Genomic DNA, 17,739 nt, shown 5'->3' with positions numbered 1-17,739 from the left:
TTTCGGGCGGGCGCCGCGCCGGTCTAAAGAGCGGGGCGGGGGCATAGTGTTTTTCTATAGGAAAGCGGCGGCGGAGACCGGCATGGACGGCAGCACTAAAGAGGTGAAGGCGTTGCGCTGGCACCTGGTGAGGTTGCGTCTCAGCCCCCGGCGGCTTCGGCCCGGCCCCTGGCTCAGGAGCCTGGCTTTACTCACCGCGGGGTTTTGCCTGGTGGCGCTATTTATCTCTTGGGTTCCAAACATAAGGCCGCCCCAGGCGGTGCCGGCTTTTGCACCGGCGGCGTCCGGGGAAAGCGGCCTGCCGGCCTGGGTGTCGGCGGTGCTGGAAAGGTACCCGCTTGACTATACCGCCGTTCTGCACCAGGGTCTACCCCTGGCCCCGCTCCGGGCGCAGGGAAGGGAGAAGGACCGGCTGGGGCTGAAGCTGCCGGCCTTTTCCCTGCAGGGCCTGGGCCTTCCGGGAGCGGGTGGGCCGCTGGCCTTTTTTAAGAGTGAGCTGGCTCTCTTTGGCCTCTTGGGTCGGGGGACCGCGCGGCCTACGCCCCTGCCGCCGGTGCCACCCGCCTCCCCGACGCCGCCGGCACCGCCGTCTCCGGGCGAGGTGCCGGCGGCGCAGCCACCCGTCAAGCCCGCCCAGGCACCCACTGGGCCGCCCGTGGTGGCCGTTTACCACACCCATACCTCCGAGGATTACGTACCCACCGCCGGGACCAGCCACACCTATAACCGTAAGGCCGGTATTGTGGCGGTGGGCGAAACCTTGGTGGAGGCGCTGGCCGAGCACGGCATCCGCGCCGTGCACGACACCACCCGCCACGACGGTGAAAAGTTCCGGGAGGCTTACCTGCACTCGGCGGATACCGCCGCCCGCTTGGTAAAGGCAAACTCCGGCCTTAAGATGCTCCTCGACGTACATCGCGATGCCCCTTCCACGGACCCCAGGGAGTCGCACAGCATGACCACCGCGGAGATCGCCGGCCGAAAGGTGGCGCGCCTTTACCTTATTGTCGGGACGGACCGTCTGGGACTGGCCCACCCCAACTGGCAGAAGAATCATGCCTTTGCTCTTAAGCTGCAGCAGAAGCTGGAGTCCCTTTACCCCGGGCTTTCCCGCGGCATCAAGATCGACACCGCCCGCTTCAACCAGCACCTGCACCCCCAGGCCCTCCTGGTGGAAATCGGCGGCGACCAGAATACCTTGGAGGAGGCCAAACTGGCTGCCCGTTACCTGGCGGACGCCATTGCGGTCCTGCTCCCGGAACTGCCTTAAGCGCGAAAAAAACGGGGGGCCGGGCCCTTGTACCCCTAGAAAAGCGGCCCCGGCAGCGAATATAATAAGACCGGACTACTGCTACCCAGGGGGAGAACCGGATGGAAGCGAAGTTTATCAATCCAATTCTCACGGCCTGTGATGAGGTAGTACACCAGCTCCTCAAGCTGGATGGCCAGCGCGGCCGGGTGCATATCCGTAAAGTCCCTTTTCTGCCGGAGGAGGTCCTGGTGCTCTTTGACGTGACGGGGGATTTTTGCTGTCAAGTGGTGCTTTCCTTGGAGGACCGCTGGGGCCTCGAGATCGCGTCGCAGCTTTTGGGCACGACGAGCGTCCTGTTCCTCACGGATCTGGCCAGGTCCGCCCTGGGGGAGCTGGGGAACATGATCATGGGCCGGGCGCTGACCATACTGGCGGAGGAAGGGATCCAGGCTTCTTTGACGGTGCCCACGGTGCTGACCGGCCGGGAGTTTAACCGGGCGGCCGACCGCCAGGATGACCGGCCCCTCCTGGTGATTCCCTTTGAGTTCGGGCGGGGCCGGATCGAGATCAACGTGGCTGCCTGCGCTTAGGCCGGGGCAGGAAGGGGCGGGTGGGCGGGGTCTGTTGCTGGGGCGGGGCGGAGATGGTATAATCTTCGGTAGCAAAGCGTTAAGGAAGGCGTGAACGCCCATGCCGCAGGAACGGACAGCGCACATCCGCAATTTTTCTATTATCGCTCACATCGACCACGGTAAGTCGACCTTGGCCGATCGCATCCTGGAGCTTACCGGCACCCTCAGCGCGCGCGAGATGACCGACCAGGTGCTGGACCAGATGGACCTGGAGCGCGAGCGGGGCATCACCATCAAACTCCAGCCGGTGCGCATCAGCTACCGCGCGCAGGACGGCCAGGAGTACGAGCTCAACCTCATCGATACGCCGGGCCACGTGGATTTTACCTATGAGGTCTCGCGCAGCCTGGCAGCCTGCGAAGGGGCTCTTTTGGTGGTGGATGCCACACAGGGGATTGAGGCGCAGACGCTGGCCAACACTTACCTCGCCCTGGAACACAATCTCACCATTATCCCCGTGATCAACAAGATTGACCTGCCCAGCGCCGACCCGGAGCGCGTACGGCGCGAGCTGGCGGACGTCCTCGGCCTGGACCCGGCGGAAGCGATCCTGTGCAGCGCCAAGACGGGCGAGGGCGTGCCCGAGGTGCTGGAAGCGGTGGTGGCGCGCATACCGCCGCCGGCCGGGGCGAGCGATGCACCCTTGGCCGCCCTCATCTTCGACTCCAAGTTCGACTCTTACCGCGGCGTGATCGCCTACGTCCGGGTGATGCAGGGGAGCATCCGGCGCGGGCAGAAGATCCGGCTGCTGGCCACCGGCAAGGAGTATGAGGTGGGCGAGGTGGGGGTGTTCCGCCCGGCCTTTACCCCGGTGGACATGCTGGGTCCCGGTGAGGTGGGGTACCTCAGCGCCGGCATCAAAATCATCCAGGACGCCCGCGTCGGCGACACCATCACCGCCGCCGCGCGCCCGGTGGCAAAACCGCTCCCTGGTTACCGGCGCCTGCGCCCCATGGTGTACTGCGGGATTTACCCCCAGGAAACCAGCGACTACGATGCGCTGCGCGAGGCTTTGGAGAAGCTGCAGCTTAACGATGCCGCCCTGGTGTTCGAGCCGGAAAAGTCGGTGGCGCTGGGCTTTGGTTTCCGCTGCGGCTTTCTGGGGCTGCTGCACATGGAAATTGTCGAGGAACGGCTGGAGCGCGAGTTCGGGGTCCAGCTTATCGCCACGGCTCCCAACGTGGTTTACGAAGTGACCAAGACGGACGGCGAGGTCCTGGCGGTAGAAAGCCCGGCCAAGCTGCCGCCGCCCACCGAGATTGCCTCCCTGGCCGAGCCTTACGTCCGCGCCACCATCATCGTTCCCGGCGACTTTGTCGGCGCGGTGATGGAACTGGCGCAGGAAAAGCGCGGCACCTACCACAACATGGAGTACCTGGACCAGACGCGGGTCCTTCTTACCTATGACCTGCCGCTTTCCGAAATCATCTTTGACTTCTTTGACCTCCTTAAGTCCCGCACGCGCGGCTATGCTTCCTTGGATTACGACTACCTGGGCCACCGCCCGAGTGACCTGGTGAAGCTGGATATCCTCATCAACGGGGAGCCGGTGGATGCGCTCTCGCTCATTGTCCACCGCGAGCGTGCCCAGGCGCAGGGCCGCCGGCTGGTGGAGAAGCTGCGCAGCCTCATACCCCGCCAGCTGTTCGAGGTGCCCATTCAGGCGGCCGTCGGCGGCCGCGTCATCGCCCGGGAGACGGTGCGGGCGTTGCGCAAGGACGTCTTGGCCAAGTGCTACGGGGGCGATGTGACGCGCAAGCGCAAGCTCCTCGAGAAGCAAAAGGAAGGGAAGCGGCGCATGAAGCAGGTGGGCAGCGTGGAGATACCGCAGGAGGCCTTCATGGCCGTCCTGAAGGTGAAATGATGCGCCCCGCCCTGCCCGCGCCGGCGCTTTACATCCATGTGCCCTTTTGCCGGCGCAAGTGCTGCTACTGCGATTTCGCCTCGCGGCCGCCGGCCCCGGCGGCGGTTGAGGCGTATCTGGCGGCCCTTAAACGCGAAGCGGAAACAGCCCTCGCCTCCTGGCCGAACAGCTGGGAGGTCCCTTCTATTTATATAGGCGGCGGTACACCCACGGTGCTGGCGCCGGCGGAGCTCGAAGCCGTGCTGGCGGTGGCGGCGCGTTTTCCCCGTACGCGGGGAGCGGAGTGGACGGTGGAGGCCAATCCGGGTACCGTGGATGCGGCGAAGCTGCGCCTGCTCAAGGCGGCGGGGGTAAACCGCCTGAGCCTGGGCGTGCAGAGCTTTGACGACGCCCTCCTCAAGTTCATCGGGCGCAGCCACACCGCCCGGGAGGCGTGCGCCGCCTGGGAGCTGGCCCGGGCGGCCGGTTTTGACAACCTGAGCCTGGACCTCATCTACGCCATCCCCGGCCAAACTATGGCCGGCTGGCGCGCGACGCTCAGGCAGGCCCTGGCCCTGGCGCCGGAGCACGTCTCGGCCTACAGCCTGACGATCGAGCCCGGAACGGAATTCGGCCGCCGCGCCGCGGCCGGGACCCTGGCGCCCGTGTCCGATGAACTGGACCTGGCCCTCTATCTGGAGGCCCAGGAGCGCCTGGGCGCCGCCGGTCTTGGCCAGTACGAGATCTCGAATTTTGCACGTCCCGGCCGGGAGAGCCGGCACAACCTGGTGTACTGGCGCAATGAGCCTTACCTGGGCCTAGGGCCGGCCGCCGCCTCCTACCTGGACGGCGTGCGACGTACCAACCTCTCCGCGGTGACGGCGTACCATGCGGCCGTTATGGCGGGCGTGCCGCCGGTGGCGGAGCGGGAGGAAGCCACTTTTGAGCTGGCGAGGGCGGAGACGGTGATCCTGGGGCTGAGGCTCGTTGAGGGCGTCTCCTGGGAACGCTTCCGGCAGCGCTTCGGGGTGGACCTGCGCGCCCTTTACGCCGGGCCCATCGCCCGGCTCACCGCCGCCGGGCTCCTTATCGCCGACGAGCGCGGCCTGCGCCTCACCCCCCGTGCCCTACCGGTGGCGAACCAGGTCTTCCTGGAGTTCCTGCCTTAGGGGCACAAACGCTCACACCGCCCGAGGGTGACCCTTGACACCAGGCCCCGTAGGGACCTTCCCCGCAGGCGCACACGGCCTCCTCTTTCCTGCTTCTTGACAAGGGCGGGCTTTGGTGTTATCGTGAGGGTGGATTGTTTTAGCACTCTCCTACTGAGAGTGCTAAGGGTGGGCCAGGGGTGGAGCAAAGAAGTGGTTGCGAGGTGAAGGAGGTGGGGACAATGCTGAGCGAACGCAAGCGCCGGGTGCTGGAGGCCGTGGTGCGCGAGTACATCGCCACCGCCGAGCCGGTGGGATCGCGCACCCTCTATCGCCGCCACAACCTGGGCGTGAGCAGCGCCACCATCCGCAACGAGATGGCCGACCTGGAAGAGATGGGCTATCTTGAGCAGCCGCACACCTCGGCCGGCCGTGTCCCCTCGGACCTGGGCTACCGCTTCTACGTGGACCATCTGATGCAGAAAAACCCCTTGACCCACGAGGAAGAGGAGCTGTTGCGGCAGGTTCCCGCCCTGGGGACGGGGGAGGCGGACGTGCTCTTGGGCCAGGCGTCCCGGCTTCTCTCCCAGGTTTCCAACTACATCAGCCTGGTGGTCGCTCCCCGGGTGGAGCCGGGAGTGCTCAAAACCCTGAAGCTGGTTCATCTAGAGGAGCACCTGGCCATGGCGGTGCTCTTTACCGACCGCGGCCGGGTGGAAAGCCGCGTTTTGGTGTTGCCGCCGGAGATACAGCCCGAGGACCTGGAGGGCCTGGCCCGCTACTTCACGCGGCGGCTGGCCGGCCGCCCGCTGGAGGAGATCACGGGCGAGCTTTTAAGTAACCTCTATGCCGAACTCCTGGAAGATTACCAGAAGCGGCGGAATCGGCTGGCGGAGCTGGCGCGGGCCATTTTGAACTGGCTCGCCGGAGGCGAACGCGGGGAACGCATTTATATGGGCGGGACCCAGAACATTTTGAGCCAGCCGGAGTTTCAGGACCTGGAGAAGGTGCGCCGCTTGTTTGCCCTCCTGGAAGAGGAGAAACTGCTCTACAAGCTCCTGGAAAGAGAGCCGGGGGTGACCGTGACCATCGGCCAGGAAAACCAGCTGGCGGCCATCCGGGAGTGCGCGGTGATCACCTCTACCTACAGCGTGGACGGCCGGCCGGTCGGGACGCTGGCCATCCTGGGGCCGACGCGCATGGATTATCCGCATGTAATCGCGCTCCTGGAGTACATGGCCCGGTGCCTGAGCGATGCCTTTTCCCGGGGCGAGGGCCGCGGGCCTGCTGCCGGGCGGGACTTGGACGGCTGAAGCGGGCACCGACGGAAGAAGGCCGCGAGACGCGGAAAAGAGAAAGGAGACCGGTACGCATGAAACAAACCACCGGCGGGGCGGAAGTGGATGAACGCCTGGCCGCCCTGCTTTCCAACGCCAATGCCATTCGCGCCATTGCCGCGGCCGTAGAAGGGACCATCGGCCCCAAGGGACTGGATACCATGCTGGTGGACCGTTTTGGAGAGGTGACCATCACCAACGACGGAGTGACCATCCTGGAGCAGATGGATGTAAACCACCCGGCGGCGCGCCTCTTGATCAACATTGCCCGGGCGCAGCAGGATGAGATCGGCGACGGCACCACCACGGCTACCATCCTGGCCAGCGCCCTCGTGAGCGAGGGCGTGAATCATGTGGTGCGTGGCGTGCCGGTGGCCCGGGTCATCGAGGGGCTGCGTTTCGGCGTGCGGCGCGCCCTGGAGCTCATCCAGAGCCATGCCCGCCCCGTGAGCGGGCTGGATGACGCCATCCTGGAGCGCATCGCCTACATCGCCGGGCGGGAGAACGGCGACATCGCCGAGCTGGTGGTGCAGGCGGCCCGCCTGATCGGCCCGGAGAAGCTCCTCGACCCGAACTTCAAACTGGCGGATACCGTGCTCGCTCAGGAGGGGGCCGACAACGAGGTCTTTCTGGGACTGGTCCTGGACCGGGAACGCCTCAGCAGTCAAATGCCGCGCGAGAAGCAAAACGTGCCGGTGCTGGTTTTGGACGACGCCCTCGATCCGGAGGAGATCGAGGAAGAGGCCCTGGGGACGGAAACGGGCTTCAGCAAGTACCTGGAGCTGCAGGAAGAGTTCCGCCGCAACCTGGGCAAACTGGTCGAGCTGGGCGTGGGCTTCGTGGTGGTAAGCCGCGGCGTGCATAATATTGCCGAGGAAATACTCACCGACGCCGGGGTTTTTGTGGTGGACCAGGTGGCCGGCGACGACCTGAAGCTGGTGGCGGAGCACACCGGGGCCCGCGTGGTGAAGCGTTCGGCCTTGAAGAAATCCCCGGCCGATCTCAAGGGGTACCTGGGCTTTGCCGGCCGGGTGTACGAAGATGAGAAACTCGGCCAGGTGCGCCTGCTGGGAGGTAAAGGGAAGCCCCTGGCTACCATTTTGGTGGGCGCGGCTACGGAAGAAGTGGTGGATGAGCGCCAGCGCATCGCCCGCGACGCTGCTTCAGCCCTGCAGGCGGCGGTGCGCGGCGGGGTGGTTCCGGGCGGCGGGGCGCTCGAGATTGCCGTGGCCCGCGAGCTGGGCAGGGCGCGGGAAGAGAAGCGCGGTATGAGCGCCTACGGCGTAGACTGTGTGGTGGAGGCCTTGAAACGCCCCCTGGGCCAGATTGTGGCCAATGCCGGCTTCAACCCGCTGGAAAAGATAGAAGAGGTGTGGGCGGCGCAGAATGAAAAGGGCGAGGACGACCTGGGCGTAAGCTGTGAGAGCGGCCGGCTGGTTCCCATGCTGGCCGAGGGCGTGGCCGACCCGGCCTTGGTTAAAATCCATGCCCTGAAAGCGGCCGGCGAGGTGGCCGAGGCCATTTTGCGCATCGACACCATCATCAAGCGCAAGGATCCGGTGAGCCCGCCCGGTCCGGTGCAGGAAGCGCCGGAGAGCGCGGCCCTGGATTTTTAGCCCCGGAGGTGGGAAGATTGGCGGAAGAGGAAAAAGAACGGGTAGAAGAAGAGGCGCCGGCTGCCCCTGCTGAAGCAGCGGGTGCCGAGCCGGGGGCGGAGGCGGCGCCGGAGCGCGAAGGTGAAGACCTGGCGGCACGGCTGGCCGCGACCGAGGAGAAGGCCGCCGACTATCTGGCGCAGCTCACGCGCCTCAAGGCCGATTTTGTGAACTACCGGCGCCGGGTGGAGCGCGATCGGGCCGAGCTTACGGCCTATGCCAATGCCCGGCTCCTCAAGGAGCTGCTCCCGGTGCTGGATAACCTGGAGCGGGCCCTCGCGGCGCCTGCGGCGTCGGCCGAAGCCCTGTGCCGGGGCGTCGAGCAGGTAGTAAAACAGTTCCAGGCGGTGCTGGCCAAAGAAGGTGTGACGCCGCTTGACCCCGGCCTGGGTGAGCCCTTCAACCCGGAGCAGCAGGAAGCGCTCCTTAGGGAAGAGGGCGAACCGGAGGTGGTGGTGGCGGAGCTGCAGCGCGGCTACCGCTACCATGATCGGGTGCTGCGGCCCACGCTGGTGAAAGTGGGCCCCCGGCCGCCCCAAGTGGAAAGCGCGGCGCAAGAGCGATGCAGCGATGAAGAAAAGGCTGAAGCTACGGATATGGGCAATGGGGAGGTAGACGAGGAGCATGTCTAAAGTTATCGGCATTGACCTGGGAACGACCAACTCCGTGGTCGCCGTGATGGAGGGCGGCGAGCCGGTCGTTATTCCAAACGCCGAAGGGAGCCGCTTGACCCCGTCGGTGGTGGCCTTCTCCAAGGCGGGCGAGCGGATGGTGGGCCAGGTGGCCAAGCGCCAGGCCATCACCAACCCCGAGCGCACGGTGGTCTCCATCAAACGGCACATGGGTTCAAACTACAAGGTGCACATCGACGAGAAAGAGTACACGCCCCAGGAGATCTCGGCCATGATCCTGCAGAAGCTCAAGGCCGACGCCGAGGCCTACCTGGGCGAGAAGGTGACACAGGCCGTTATCACCGTACCGGCCTACTTCAGCGACAGCCAGCGCCAGGCCACCAAGGACGCCGGCACCATCGCCGGGCTGGAGGTGCTCCGCATCATCAACGAGCCCACGGCGGCCTCCCTGGCCTATGGCCTGGACAAGGAAGAGAACCAGACCATCCTGGTTTTCGACCTGGGCGGCGGCACCTTCGATGTCTCCATCCTGGAGCTGGGCGACGGCGTCTTTGAGGTGAAGGCGACCAACGGCAACACGCACCTGGGCGGCGACGATTTCGACCAGCGCATAATCGATTACCTGGCCGAAGAATTTAAGAAAGAGCACGGCATTGACCTGCGCCGGGATAAAATGGCACTGCAGCGGCTGAAGGAGGCGGCGGAGAAGGCCAAAATCGAGCTTTCCAGCCTGCTTACCACCACCATCAACCTGCCCTTTATCACCGCCGATGCCTCCGGGCCCAAACACCTGGAGACGACGCTGACGCGCGCCAAGTTCGAGGAGCTTACCCGCGACCTGGTGGAAGCCACCATGGGCCCCACCCGGCAGGCCATGGCCGACGCCGGGCTGGAGCCCAAGGACATCGACAAGATCATCCTGGTGGGCGGTTCCACGCGCATCCCGGCGGTACAGGAGGCCATCCGGAGCTACCTGGGCAAAGAACCGCACAAAGGGATCAACCCGGACGAGTGCGTGGCGGTGGGGGCGGCCATCCAGGCCGGCGTGCTGGCGGGCGAGGTCAAGGACGTGCTGCTTCTGGACGTGACGCCGCTTTCCCTCGGCATTGAGACGCTGGGCGGTGTGTTCACCCGCATCATCGAGCGCAACACCACCATTCCTACCAGTAAAAGCCAGATCTTCTCCACGGCCGCCGACGGCCAGACCAGCGTGGAGATCCATGTACTGCAGGGCGAGCGCGAGATGGCGGCCTACAACAAGACACTGGGGCGCTTCGAGCTGACGGGCATCCCGCCGGCGCCGCGCGGCGTGCCGAAGATCGAGGTCACCTTCGACATCGACGCCAACGGCATCGTGCACGTCTCCGCCAAAGACCTGGGCACCGGCAAGCAGCAGGCCATCACCATCAAATCCTCCAGCGGCCTCAGCGATGAAGAGATCAAGCGCATGGCCAAAGAGGCCGAGGAGCACGCAGCGGAGGACAAGAAACTGCGCGAGGCGGCGGAGGCCAAGAACCAGGCCGACGCGCTGGCCTACAACGCCGAAAAGACGCTGAAGGACGCCGAGGGCAAGGTGGACGCCGCCCTGGTGAGCCGGGCCCGCGAGGCGGTGGGGAAGGTGAAGGAGACCCTGAAAGGGAACGACACCGCCGCTATCAAGAAAGCCAGCGAGGAGCTCTCCGAGGCCCTCTACGCGCTGAGCTCGGCTCTTTACGCCAAGGCGGGCGGCGGGCCGGGTGCCGGGCCCGGTGCCGGCGCCGGCCCGAACCCGGGCGCAGGCGGCAAGGCAGACGACAACGTGGTGGATGCCGAGTACAAGGTGGATGACGATAAGAAGTAAACCAGGCCGGCAGGCCGGGGGTGATGAGCTTGGCCGCAAAACGCGATTACTATGAGGTCCTGGGTGTGCCCCGCACGGCCAGCCAGGAAGAGATTAAGAAAGCCTACCGCCGTCTGGCCCGCCAGTATCACCCGGACGTCAACCCCGGGGACCCCACGGCCGAGGCCAAGTTCAAGGAGATAAACGAGGCTTACGAGGTACTGAGCGACGCGCAGAAAAAGGCGCAGTACGACCAGTTCGGCCACGCCGCCTTTGATCCTTCGGCCTTCGGCGGAGGCGGGGCCGGACCGGACTTCGGGGGCTTCGGCGATTTTGGTGGGTTTGGCAACTTTGGCGGGTTTGGCGACCTCTTTGACATGTTCTTCGGCGGAGCCGGGCGCGGGCGCCGGCAGGGACCGGAGCGGGGCGCCGACCTGCGCTATGACCTGGAGATCTCCCTGGAGGAGGCTGCCGCCGGGCTGGAGAAGGATATCGAGGTGCTGCGCGAAGAGGCCTGCGCTGCCTGCGGCGGCAGCGGCGCGGCGCCGGGCAGCCGCCCGGAAACGTGCCATGCCTGCCACGGGAGCGGTCAGGTGCGCCAGGAGCGCGCCACGCCCTTCGGCCGCATGGTTAACATTACGACGTGCCCGCGTTGCCACGGTGCGGGCCGCATCGTCACCAAACCGTGTACCGCCTGCGGCGGGAGCGGCCGGGCCCGGCGCGCGCGCCGCATAACGGTGCACATTCCGGCGGGCGTGGACACGGGGGCACGCCTGCGGCTGGCGGGTGAGGGGGAGGCCGGGCGCCTGGGTGGGCCGCCCGGGGACCTCTATGTGTTCGTCACCGTGCGCCCGCACAAACGATTTACGCGGCAGGGCGACGACCTTCTTACGGAGATCAAGCTCAACATCGTCCAGGCGGCTCTGGGGGCGGAAGTGGAGGTTCCCACCCTGGATGGTAAGGCCGGGTTGACGGTTCCCGAGGGCACCCAGACCGGTACCCGTTTCCGCCTGCGCGGCAAGGGCATGCCCCACCTCAGGGGCCACGGGCGCGGCGACCTGCACGTGGTGGTAAGCGTGGAAACGCCGACGCAGCTCAGCGAGCGGCAGCGCGAGCTGCTGAGGGAACTGGGCCGGACTTTCGGCGACAAGGCCGAAGACAAGGGTTTCTTCCGCAAGGTGCGCGATGCGCTGGGGAGATAAGGCAAAAGGAGGGTCCTCGATGGCCAAAGAGTGGGCGGAGATCAGCATCCAGACCAGCCAGGAGGGCGTCGAAGCCATCGCCAACGTCCTGCATGAACAAGGAGCGGGGGGCGTGGTCATCGAGGACCCGGGCCTCGTCGCGGCCTACCGGGCCAGCGGGCGCTGGGATGCCGCCGAACTGCCGGACCCGGTGCCGGTGGACGGCGGTGTAACGGTAAAGGCCTACCTGCCGGTGAACGCCGTGCTCAAGGAGCGCCTCGCCGCCGTGCAGGCGGCGGTGAACCGGGTGCTGGAGATTCTTAATATCCCAGGCGAAATCAGCCTGCAGCGCGTGGCGGAAGAAGAATGGGCCACCGCCTGGAAAAGCTATTACAAACCGGTGCGGGTGGGCCGGCGGCTGGTGATCAAGCCGGCCTGGGAAGAGTACCCGGCCGGGCCCGAGGACGTGGTGATTGAGCTCGACCCGGGCATGGCCTTTGGAACGGGCACACACCCCACCACCGCCATGGCCCTGACTCTCCTCGAGAAGTACCTGCAGCCGGGCGCCACCGTCTTCGACATCGGGACAGGCTCAGGCATCCTGGCCATCGCCGCGGCGCGCCTGGGGGCGGCGGAGGTTACCGCTGTGGACGCCGACCCGCTGGCGGTGGAAGCGGCCTGGGCGAACTGCGAGCGCAACCGGGTGACCGACAGGGTCTCTGTTTTAGGCGGCAGCCTTTTTGAGGAGCTTCCCGGTGCAGCCGACCTGGTCCTCGCGAACATCACGCCCAGTGTGCTCCTGGAGCTGGTGGTGGATCTGACCGCGCACCTGAACCCGGGCGGGTACTTTATCGGGAGCGGCGTGATCGAGCCCAGTTTTGAAGAAGTGAAAGAAGGCCTGGCGGCTCAGGGCTTTAAACTGGCGGAGATCCTGGGACAGGAAGAGTGGGTGGCCTTCGCTGCCTTGCGGGAGGAGACCTAGGGTGCGACGCTTCTTTGCTCCCCCGGAACACTTCACCGGGGAAATGGTACGCCTGGGGGGCGACGAAGCGCACCACCTGCGCCGCGTGCTGCGGCTGGGGCCGGGGGCCGAGGTGTACGTCTTCGACGGCCGGGGCCGGGAGTACCTGGTGAGGATAGAGGGCTGGGAAGGCGAGGCCGTGCTTGGACGCATCCTGGCCGAGGTGGCGCCGGTACCCGAAGCACCGCTGGAGCTTATTTTGGCGCAGGGGCTGGCCAAGGGCGACAAGCTGGAGCTTGTGATTCAGAAGGCCACGGAAATCGGCGTGCAGGCGGTGATCCCTTTACATACAGCGCGTTCGGTGGTAAGGCCGGGCGAGGGCGAGGAGCGCCGTGCCCTGCGCTGGGAGCGGGTGGCGCGCGCGGCGGCCAAGCAGTGCCGCCGCGCCTGCGTGCCCCGGGTGGAACGCATTACGTCGCTGGCGGCCCTGAACGCTCGCCTGCGTGACTTTGACGCGGCGTTGCTCCTCTGGGAAGAGGAGCGCACGCGCCGGCTCAAGGAGGTACTGGGCGAGCTGCGGGCCCGTGGGGCCTGTCGGCGACTTCTGCTCTTAACCGGGCCGGAGGGCGGTTTTTTGCCGGCCGAGGTGGAGCTGGCTCTCGCCGCCGGTGCCATCCCGGTGAGCCTGGGGCCGCGCATCCTGCGCACCGAAACGGCCGGGCTGGTGGCCGCGAGTATCGTGCTCTACGAACTGGGGGATCTGGGTTAAGGGGGCGGAAGAGCTGGGCGAGAAGAAGCGGGTGGCCTTCGCCACCCTGGGGTGCAAGGTAAACCAATCCGAGACCGAGGCCATGAAGGACCTCTTCCGCGAGCGCGGCTACGAGGTGGTGGATTTTAACGAAGCGGCCGACGTGTACGTGGTGAACACCTGCACCGTCACCCACCTGGCCGACCGCAAGAACCGCCAGCTGGTACGCCGGGCCGGGCGGCGCGCGCCGGGGGCGACCATCGCCGTGGTGGGCTGCTGGGCACAGGCGGCGCCGGCCGCGGTGGAGAAGCTGCCGGAGGTGGACGTCATCCTCGGCACGCGCGAGCGCTCCCGCGTGGTGGACTACGTGGAGGAGGCCGCCCGCGGGCGCCGGCGCGTGAACCGGGTGCAGGAGCTCGAGACAGCCGCGGACTTTGAGGAACTGCCGCTCGACTACTCCACCCGGACCCGGGCGTATCTAAAGATTGAAGACGGCTGTGATCGCTTTTGCACCTACTGCATCATCCCCTACGCCCGTGGGCCCGTGCGCAGCAGGGCCCCGGAGCGGGTACGGGCCGCGGCCGAGCGGCTGGTGGCCGAGGGCTACCGGGAGATCGTCCTCACCGGCATCCACCTGGGGCACTACGGCCGCGACCTGGGCCCGGAGGTGAACTTGATCAGCGCCTTAAAGCTTCTCAGCGGCGTCCCCGGGCTGGAGCGCGTCCGGCTGAGCTCCCTCGACCCGCACGAGGTCACACCGGAACTCCTCGACTACATGGCTGCCACCGCGCAGGTGTGCCCGCACCTGCACATCCCGCTCCAGAGCGGCTCCAACGCAGTCCTGAGGCGCATGGGGCGGCCCTACACCCGGGAAGATTACCTGAAGCTGATAGACCAGGTGCGGCGGGCGCTCCCCGGTGCAGGCCTTACCACAGACATCATCGTGGGCTTTCCCGGTGAGACGGAAGCCGACTTTGCCGCCACGGTGGACCTGGCCCGCCGGGCCGCCTTCAGCCGCCTGCACGTCTTCACCTACTCGCCGCGGCAGGGTACGCCGGCGGCGGCCATGCCTGATCAGGTGGACCCGCGCGTCAAGGGGGAGCGCAGCCACCGCCTCATCGCCCTGGGGAAGGAGTTGGCGCTTGAGTTCCACAGCCGGTACCTGGGGAAGACGCTTCAGGTGCTGGCGGAGGAAGAGCGCGAGGGGGGAGACCTGGCGGGTTACAGCGGCAACTACATCCGCGTTCGCTTCCCCGGCCCCGACGCGCTGATGAACCGCATCCTTACCGTCCGCATCACGGCCGTCACCGCCGACTACGCCCGCGGCGCGCTGTCATAGAGCGGACTAAACGCTTGTCGTGCCGGGGATTCCCGGAGGGCCGGTTTCTTTCCCTGCGGCGGCAGGATTTTCCTGGAAGACGGCGAAGAATACTAAGGGCGAAGGGGGTGACAAAAGCATGGCGGACTGCATATTCTGCAAGATAGCGGTGAAGGAGATTCCCGCGGACCTCATCTACGAAGACGAGAACCTGGTTGCCTTCAACGACATCAACCCCCAGGCTCCCGTGCACTTCCTGGTGGTGCCCAAGAAGCACATCGTCAACCTGCTGGAGCTGGGACCGGCCGACGCCGGCCTGCTGGCCCAGGTGCACCGGGTTATCGTCTCCCTCGCCCGGAAGCGGGGCATCGCCGACGCCGGTTTCCGCGTGGTGATAAACACCAAGGAAAACGGCGGCCAGACGGTGCCGCACCTGCACTTCCATGTCCTGGGCGGCCGCTTCATGGATTGGCCTCCAGGCTAAAGCTTGACACTTTTTTCGCGGCTGGTATATAATCTACCTGATACCCCGGGCTCATGACCGTGGTGGAGGGAGGGAGAGGCGGGTGCCTGAGATCAGAATCGGGAAGAACGAGTCCCTCGACAGTGCACTGCGCAGGTTTAAGCGGCAGTGCCAGCGGTCAGGGGTTTTGTCCGAGATCCGCAAGCGCGAACACTATGAGAAACCCAGCGTCAAGCGGAAGAAAAAGTCGGAAGCGGCGCGCAAGCGTAGGTTCCGCTAAAAGGTTGCAGCGGGAGGCCGGGACGGGTGACACTGGAAGAACGGCTGCTGGCGGACATGAAAGAGGCCATGAAAGCCCGTGAGGCGGGCAAGACCAGGCTGGCGGTAATCCGCATGGCACGCGCAGCGCTCAAGAACGCGGAGATCGCCAAGGGGCACAAGCTGAGCGACCCGGAGATTATCGCGGTTCTGGCCCACGAAGTCAAAGAACGCCAGGACAGCATACCCGAATTTGCCCGCGGCGGGCGGGAGGACCTGGTGGCCAAGCTGGAAGAGGAGATCCGCATCCTGAAGGCCTATTTACCGGCCCAGCTCAGCGAGGACGAGATCCGGGGCCTGGCGCGCGAGACCATCGCCCAGGTGCACGCTTTAGGTCCGCGCGACCTCGGGAAGGTGATGGGCGCCTTGATGCCTAAGACCAAGGGCCGGGCGGACGGGCGCCTGGTTAACCGGATTGTGCGCGAGCTTCTGGAACAACAGTAACGCGAAAAGCCCAGTCCCTTCCGGCTGGGTTTTTCTTATGGAAAAAGGGACTACGGGAGGGGGGAGGGGAGATGATGCCGGCATTGATCACGCTCCTCTTTTTGACCGGAATCGTGCTCCTGGCTGTGGAGGTGCTCTTAATTCCGGGGTTTGGCATAGCCGGTGTGGGGGGGCTGGCGGCCCTGGCCGCCAGCCTGGTCTGGGCGGCTTCCTACGGCACCTGGGTCTTTGCGCTCTTGCTGGGCGCGTCGGCCGCGGCCGGGTTGCTCTTTTACCTTTTGCTCCGGCGCCTCGGCCCGCGGGAGCTGCGGGGCCTTATTCTCTTTGACCGCCTGGGCGGCAAAGAAGGCTACCTGGCGGGCGGGGACCTGTCGTACCTGGCGGGCGCCACGGGCCGGGCCCTCACCCCGCTGCGGCCCGCGGGTACGGCGGAGCTGGCCGGCGGGCGGGTGGCGGTGGTGAGCCAGGGAGATTTCATACCGGCGGGCGCCGCCGTGCGCGTGGTGCAGGTGCAAGGGCAGCGGGTCGTGGTGGAAGAAGTTAGAAAAATACGGTAAAAGGGAGGCTGTGGCGTGGAGGTTTTGCTGATTGGTTTTCCTTTGCTGGTCATCACCTTCCTGCTGATCGTTCTCTTTTCTTTTATCCCGGTAGGCCTCTGGATTTCGGCCTTGGCGGCGGGGGTACGCGTGGGGATCATCAGCCTGGTGGGAATGCGGCTCAGGCGGGTGCCGCCGAGCCGGATTGTCCACCCGCTGATCAAGGCCACGAAGGCCGGCATCGATCTTTCGAGCAACCAGCTCGAGGCGCACTACCTGGCCGGCGGCAACGTGGACCGGGTGGTGGACGCGCTCATCGCCGCGCACCGGGCGGGCATCCCCCTGTCCTTTGAGCGGGCGGCGGCCATCGACCTGGCCGGCCGCAATGTGCTGGAAGCTGTGCAGATGAGCGTCAACCCGAAGGTCATTGAGACGCCCGTGGTGGCGGCGGTGGCCAAGGACGGCATCGAGCTTAAAGCCAAGGCCCGCGTTACCGTGCGGGCCAACATCGAGCGCCTGGTGGGCGGCGCGGGGGAGGCCACGGTGATCGCCCGGGTGGGCGAGGGCATCGTCACCACCATCGGCAGCGCCGCATCGCACAAAGAGGTGCTGGAGAACCCCGACAGCATCTCGCAGACGGTGCTGGAGAAGGGCCTTGATGCCGGGACGGCCTTTGAGATCCTCTCCATCGACGTGGCCGACGTGGACGTGGGCCGTAACATCGGCGCGCAGCTGCAGACCGACCAGGCGGAGGCCGACAAGCGCATCGCCCAGGCCAAGGCGGAGGAGCGGCGGGCCATGGCCATTGCCCGCGAGCAGGAGATGCGAGCCATGGTGCAGGAGATGCGGGCGCGCGTGGTCGAGGCGGAGGCGGAGATCCCGAAGGCTATGGCCCAGGCCCTGCGGGAGGGTAAGCTGGGCGTCATGGACTACTACAACTTAAAAAACATCGGCGCCGATACCGACATGCGTGAGGCCATCTCCCGCTTGGCGCCGCAAGGGCCCAAAAGCACCGACCCGGTTAAAGGAGAATGAGCGCCGTGCTGAAGGCGATTTTCCTCTACCTGGGCTTCCTGGTCTTGGCGGGCCTGTGGCGCAGCCAGACCCGGCGCCGGTCGGCACCGCCGCGGCCGGCGGCGCGCCGGGAAACCCCGGCTGCTCCCTGCGCCTCGGCTTCCCGGCAGGCCCCGGCGGCCCGGAGGGCGGCGCGCCCGGAGGCCCGGAAGGCTGCGCCTTCAGCCCAGCCGCCGGTGCGCCCCGGTGCGGCCGTACCGCCTGCGCGCGCGGCCGCACCGCCCGCGGCTCCGCCGGCCGTGCCGGCCGGCGGAGCGGCCGAGTGGCTGGTGCCGGAAAACCTGGTCGCGGGCATCATCCTGGCCGAGGTACTGGACGCCCCGCGGACGCGCCGGCCCTGGCCCCGGCGTTGACACCCCATCCCCCCTGCCTACGGCC

Annotated in this window: 18 protein-coding genes; all 18 read left to right on the top strand. The window is 66.4% G+C overall.

Going from position 1 to position 17,739, the window contains the following annotated elements; translation table 11 throughout:
• Window positions 1–46: 46 nt before the first annotated feature.
• The 18 genes from spoIIP to K5554_RS12200 all read left to right on the top strand — a co-directional run bounded on the left by spoIIP (window position 47) and on the right by K5554_RS12200 (window position 17,714).
• Window positions 47–1,270, top strand: coding sequence for a stage II sporulation protein P (gene spoIIP / locus K5554_RS12285; RefSeq protein ID WP_221038748.1), 1,224 nt, complete (start codon window positions 47–49; stop codon window positions 1,268–1,270).
• Window positions 1,271–1,371: 101 nt separating this feature from the next.
• Window positions 1,372–1,842 carry a chemotaxis protein CheX gene (locus K5554_RS12280; protein ID WP_221038747.1) on the top strand — a complete coding sequence of 157 codons (471 nt, stop codon included), beginning with the start codon at window positions 1,372–1,374 and terminating at the stop codon, window positions 1,840–1,842.
• A gap of 100 nt (window positions 1,843–1,942) precedes the next feature.
• Complete coding sequence (gene lepA, locus K5554_RS12275) at window positions 1,943–3,748, top strand: translation elongation factor 4 (protein ID WP_221038746.1); 1,806 nt, start codon at window positions 1,943–1,945, stop codon at window positions 3,746–3,748.
• A complete protein-coding gene (hemW, locus tag K5554_RS12270) occupies window positions 3,748–4,896 on the top strand; it encodes a radical SAM family heme chaperone HemW (protein ID WP_255565403.1) in 1,149 nt (382 codons plus the stop codon). The genes lepA and hemW overlap by 1 nt, the downstream gene beginning before the upstream one ends.
• 221 nt (window positions 4,897–5,117) lie before the next feature.
• Complete coding sequence (gene hrcA / locus K5554_RS12265; protein WP_221038744.1) at window positions 5,118–6,188, top strand: heat-inducible transcriptional repressor HrcA; 1,071 nt, start codon at window positions 5,118–5,120, stop codon at window positions 6,186–6,188.
• A gap of 59 nt (window positions 6,189–6,247) precedes the next feature.
• Window positions 6,248–7,828 (top strand): TCP-1/cpn60 chaperonin family protein, encoded by a 1,581-nt coding sequence (locus K5554_RS12260; RefSeq protein WP_221038743.1) that lies wholly within the window; start codon window positions 6,248–6,250, stop codon window positions 7,826–7,828.
• Between the two features lie 17 nt (window positions 7,829–7,845).
• Window positions 7,846–8,499: a nucleotide exchange factor GrpE gene (locus tag K5554_RS12255; RefSeq protein ID WP_221038742.1), complete on the top strand. Its 654-nt coding sequence runs from the start codon at window positions 7,846–7,848 to the stop codon at window positions 8,497–8,499.
• Entirely contained in the window at window positions 8,492–10,339 is a 1,848-nt protein-coding gene (dnaK, locus tag K5554_RS12250) for a molecular chaperone DnaK (protein ID WP_221038741.1), read from the top strand. Before K5554_RS12255 ends, dnaK begins: the two co-directional genes overlap by 8 nt.
• 29 nt (window positions 10,340–10,368) lie before the next feature.
• Window positions 10,369–11,520: a molecular chaperone DnaJ gene (dnaJ, locus tag K5554_RS12245; RefSeq protein WP_221038740.1), complete on the top strand. Its 1,152-nt coding sequence runs from the start codon at window positions 10,369–10,371 to the stop codon at window positions 11,518–11,520.
• Between the two features lie 19 nt (window positions 11,521–11,539).
• Complete coding sequence (gene prmA / locus K5554_RS12240) at window positions 11,540–12,481, top strand: 50S ribosomal protein L11 methyltransferase (protein ID WP_221038739.1); 942 nt, start codon at window positions 11,540–11,542, stop codon at window positions 12,479–12,481.
• A gap of 1 nt (window position 12,482) precedes the next feature.
• Window positions 12,483–13,229 (top strand): 16S rRNA (uracil(1498)-N(3))-methyltransferase, encoded by a 747-nt coding sequence (locus K5554_RS12235; protein ID WP_221038738.1) that lies wholly within the window; start codon window positions 12,483–12,485, stop codon window positions 13,227–13,229.
• Between the two features lie 31 nt (window positions 13,230–13,260).
• Window positions 13,261–14,547, top strand: a complete 1,287-nt coding sequence (gene mtaB, locus K5554_RS12230) for a tRNA (N(6)-L-threonylcarbamoyladenosine(37)-C(2))-methylthiotransferase MtaB (RefSeq protein ID WP_221038737.1) — start codon at window positions 13,261–13,263, stop codon at window positions 14,545–14,547.
• 118 nt (window positions 14,548–14,665) lie between these two features.
• A complete protein-coding gene (locus K5554_RS12225) occupies window positions 14,666–15,010 on the top strand; it encodes a histidine triad nucleotide-binding protein (protein ID WP_221038736.1) in 345 nt (114 codons plus the stop codon).
• An 82-nt stretch (window positions 15,011–15,092) separates the two neighbouring features.
• On the top strand, window positions 15,093–15,269 hold the full coding sequence (gene rpsU, locus K5554_RS12220; RefSeq protein ID WP_221038735.1) for a 30S ribosomal protein S21: 177 nt from the start codon (window positions 15,093–15,095) through the stop codon (window positions 15,267–15,269).
• A gap of 26 nt (window positions 15,270–15,295) precedes the next feature.
• On the top strand, window positions 15,296–15,751 hold the full coding sequence (locus K5554_RS12215; RefSeq protein ID WP_221038734.1) for a GatB/YqeY domain-containing protein: 456 nt from the start codon (window positions 15,296–15,298) through the stop codon (window positions 15,749–15,751).
• Window positions 15,752–15,822: 71 nt separating this feature from the next.
• Window positions 15,823–16,308, top strand: a complete 486-nt coding sequence (locus K5554_RS12210; RefSeq protein WP_221038733.1) for an NfeD family protein — start codon at window positions 15,823–15,825, stop codon at window positions 16,306–16,308.
• A 24-nt stretch (window positions 16,309–16,332) separates the two neighbouring features.
• A complete protein-coding gene (floA, locus tag K5554_RS12205; RefSeq protein ID WP_370636990.1) occupies window positions 16,333–17,322 on the top strand; it encodes a flotillin-like protein FloA in 990 nt (329 codons plus the stop codon).
• Between the two features lie 5 nt (window positions 17,323–17,327).
• On the top strand, window positions 17,328–17,714 hold the full coding sequence (locus K5554_RS12200; protein WP_221038731.1) for a hypothetical protein: 387 nt from the start codon (window positions 17,328–17,330) through the stop codon (window positions 17,712–17,714).
• The last annotated feature ends 25 nt before the right edge of the window (window positions 17,715–17,739 follow it).

Origin of the sequence: Gelria sp. Kuro-4 (assembly GCF_019668485.1) — a bacterium.
Taxonomy (GTDB): domain Bacteria; phylum Bacillota; class DTU030; order DUMP01; family DUMP01; genus DUMP01.
The sequence above is the reverse complement of the archived record's forward strand: the minus strand, read 5'-3'. Positions and strand labels throughout refer to the sequence as shown.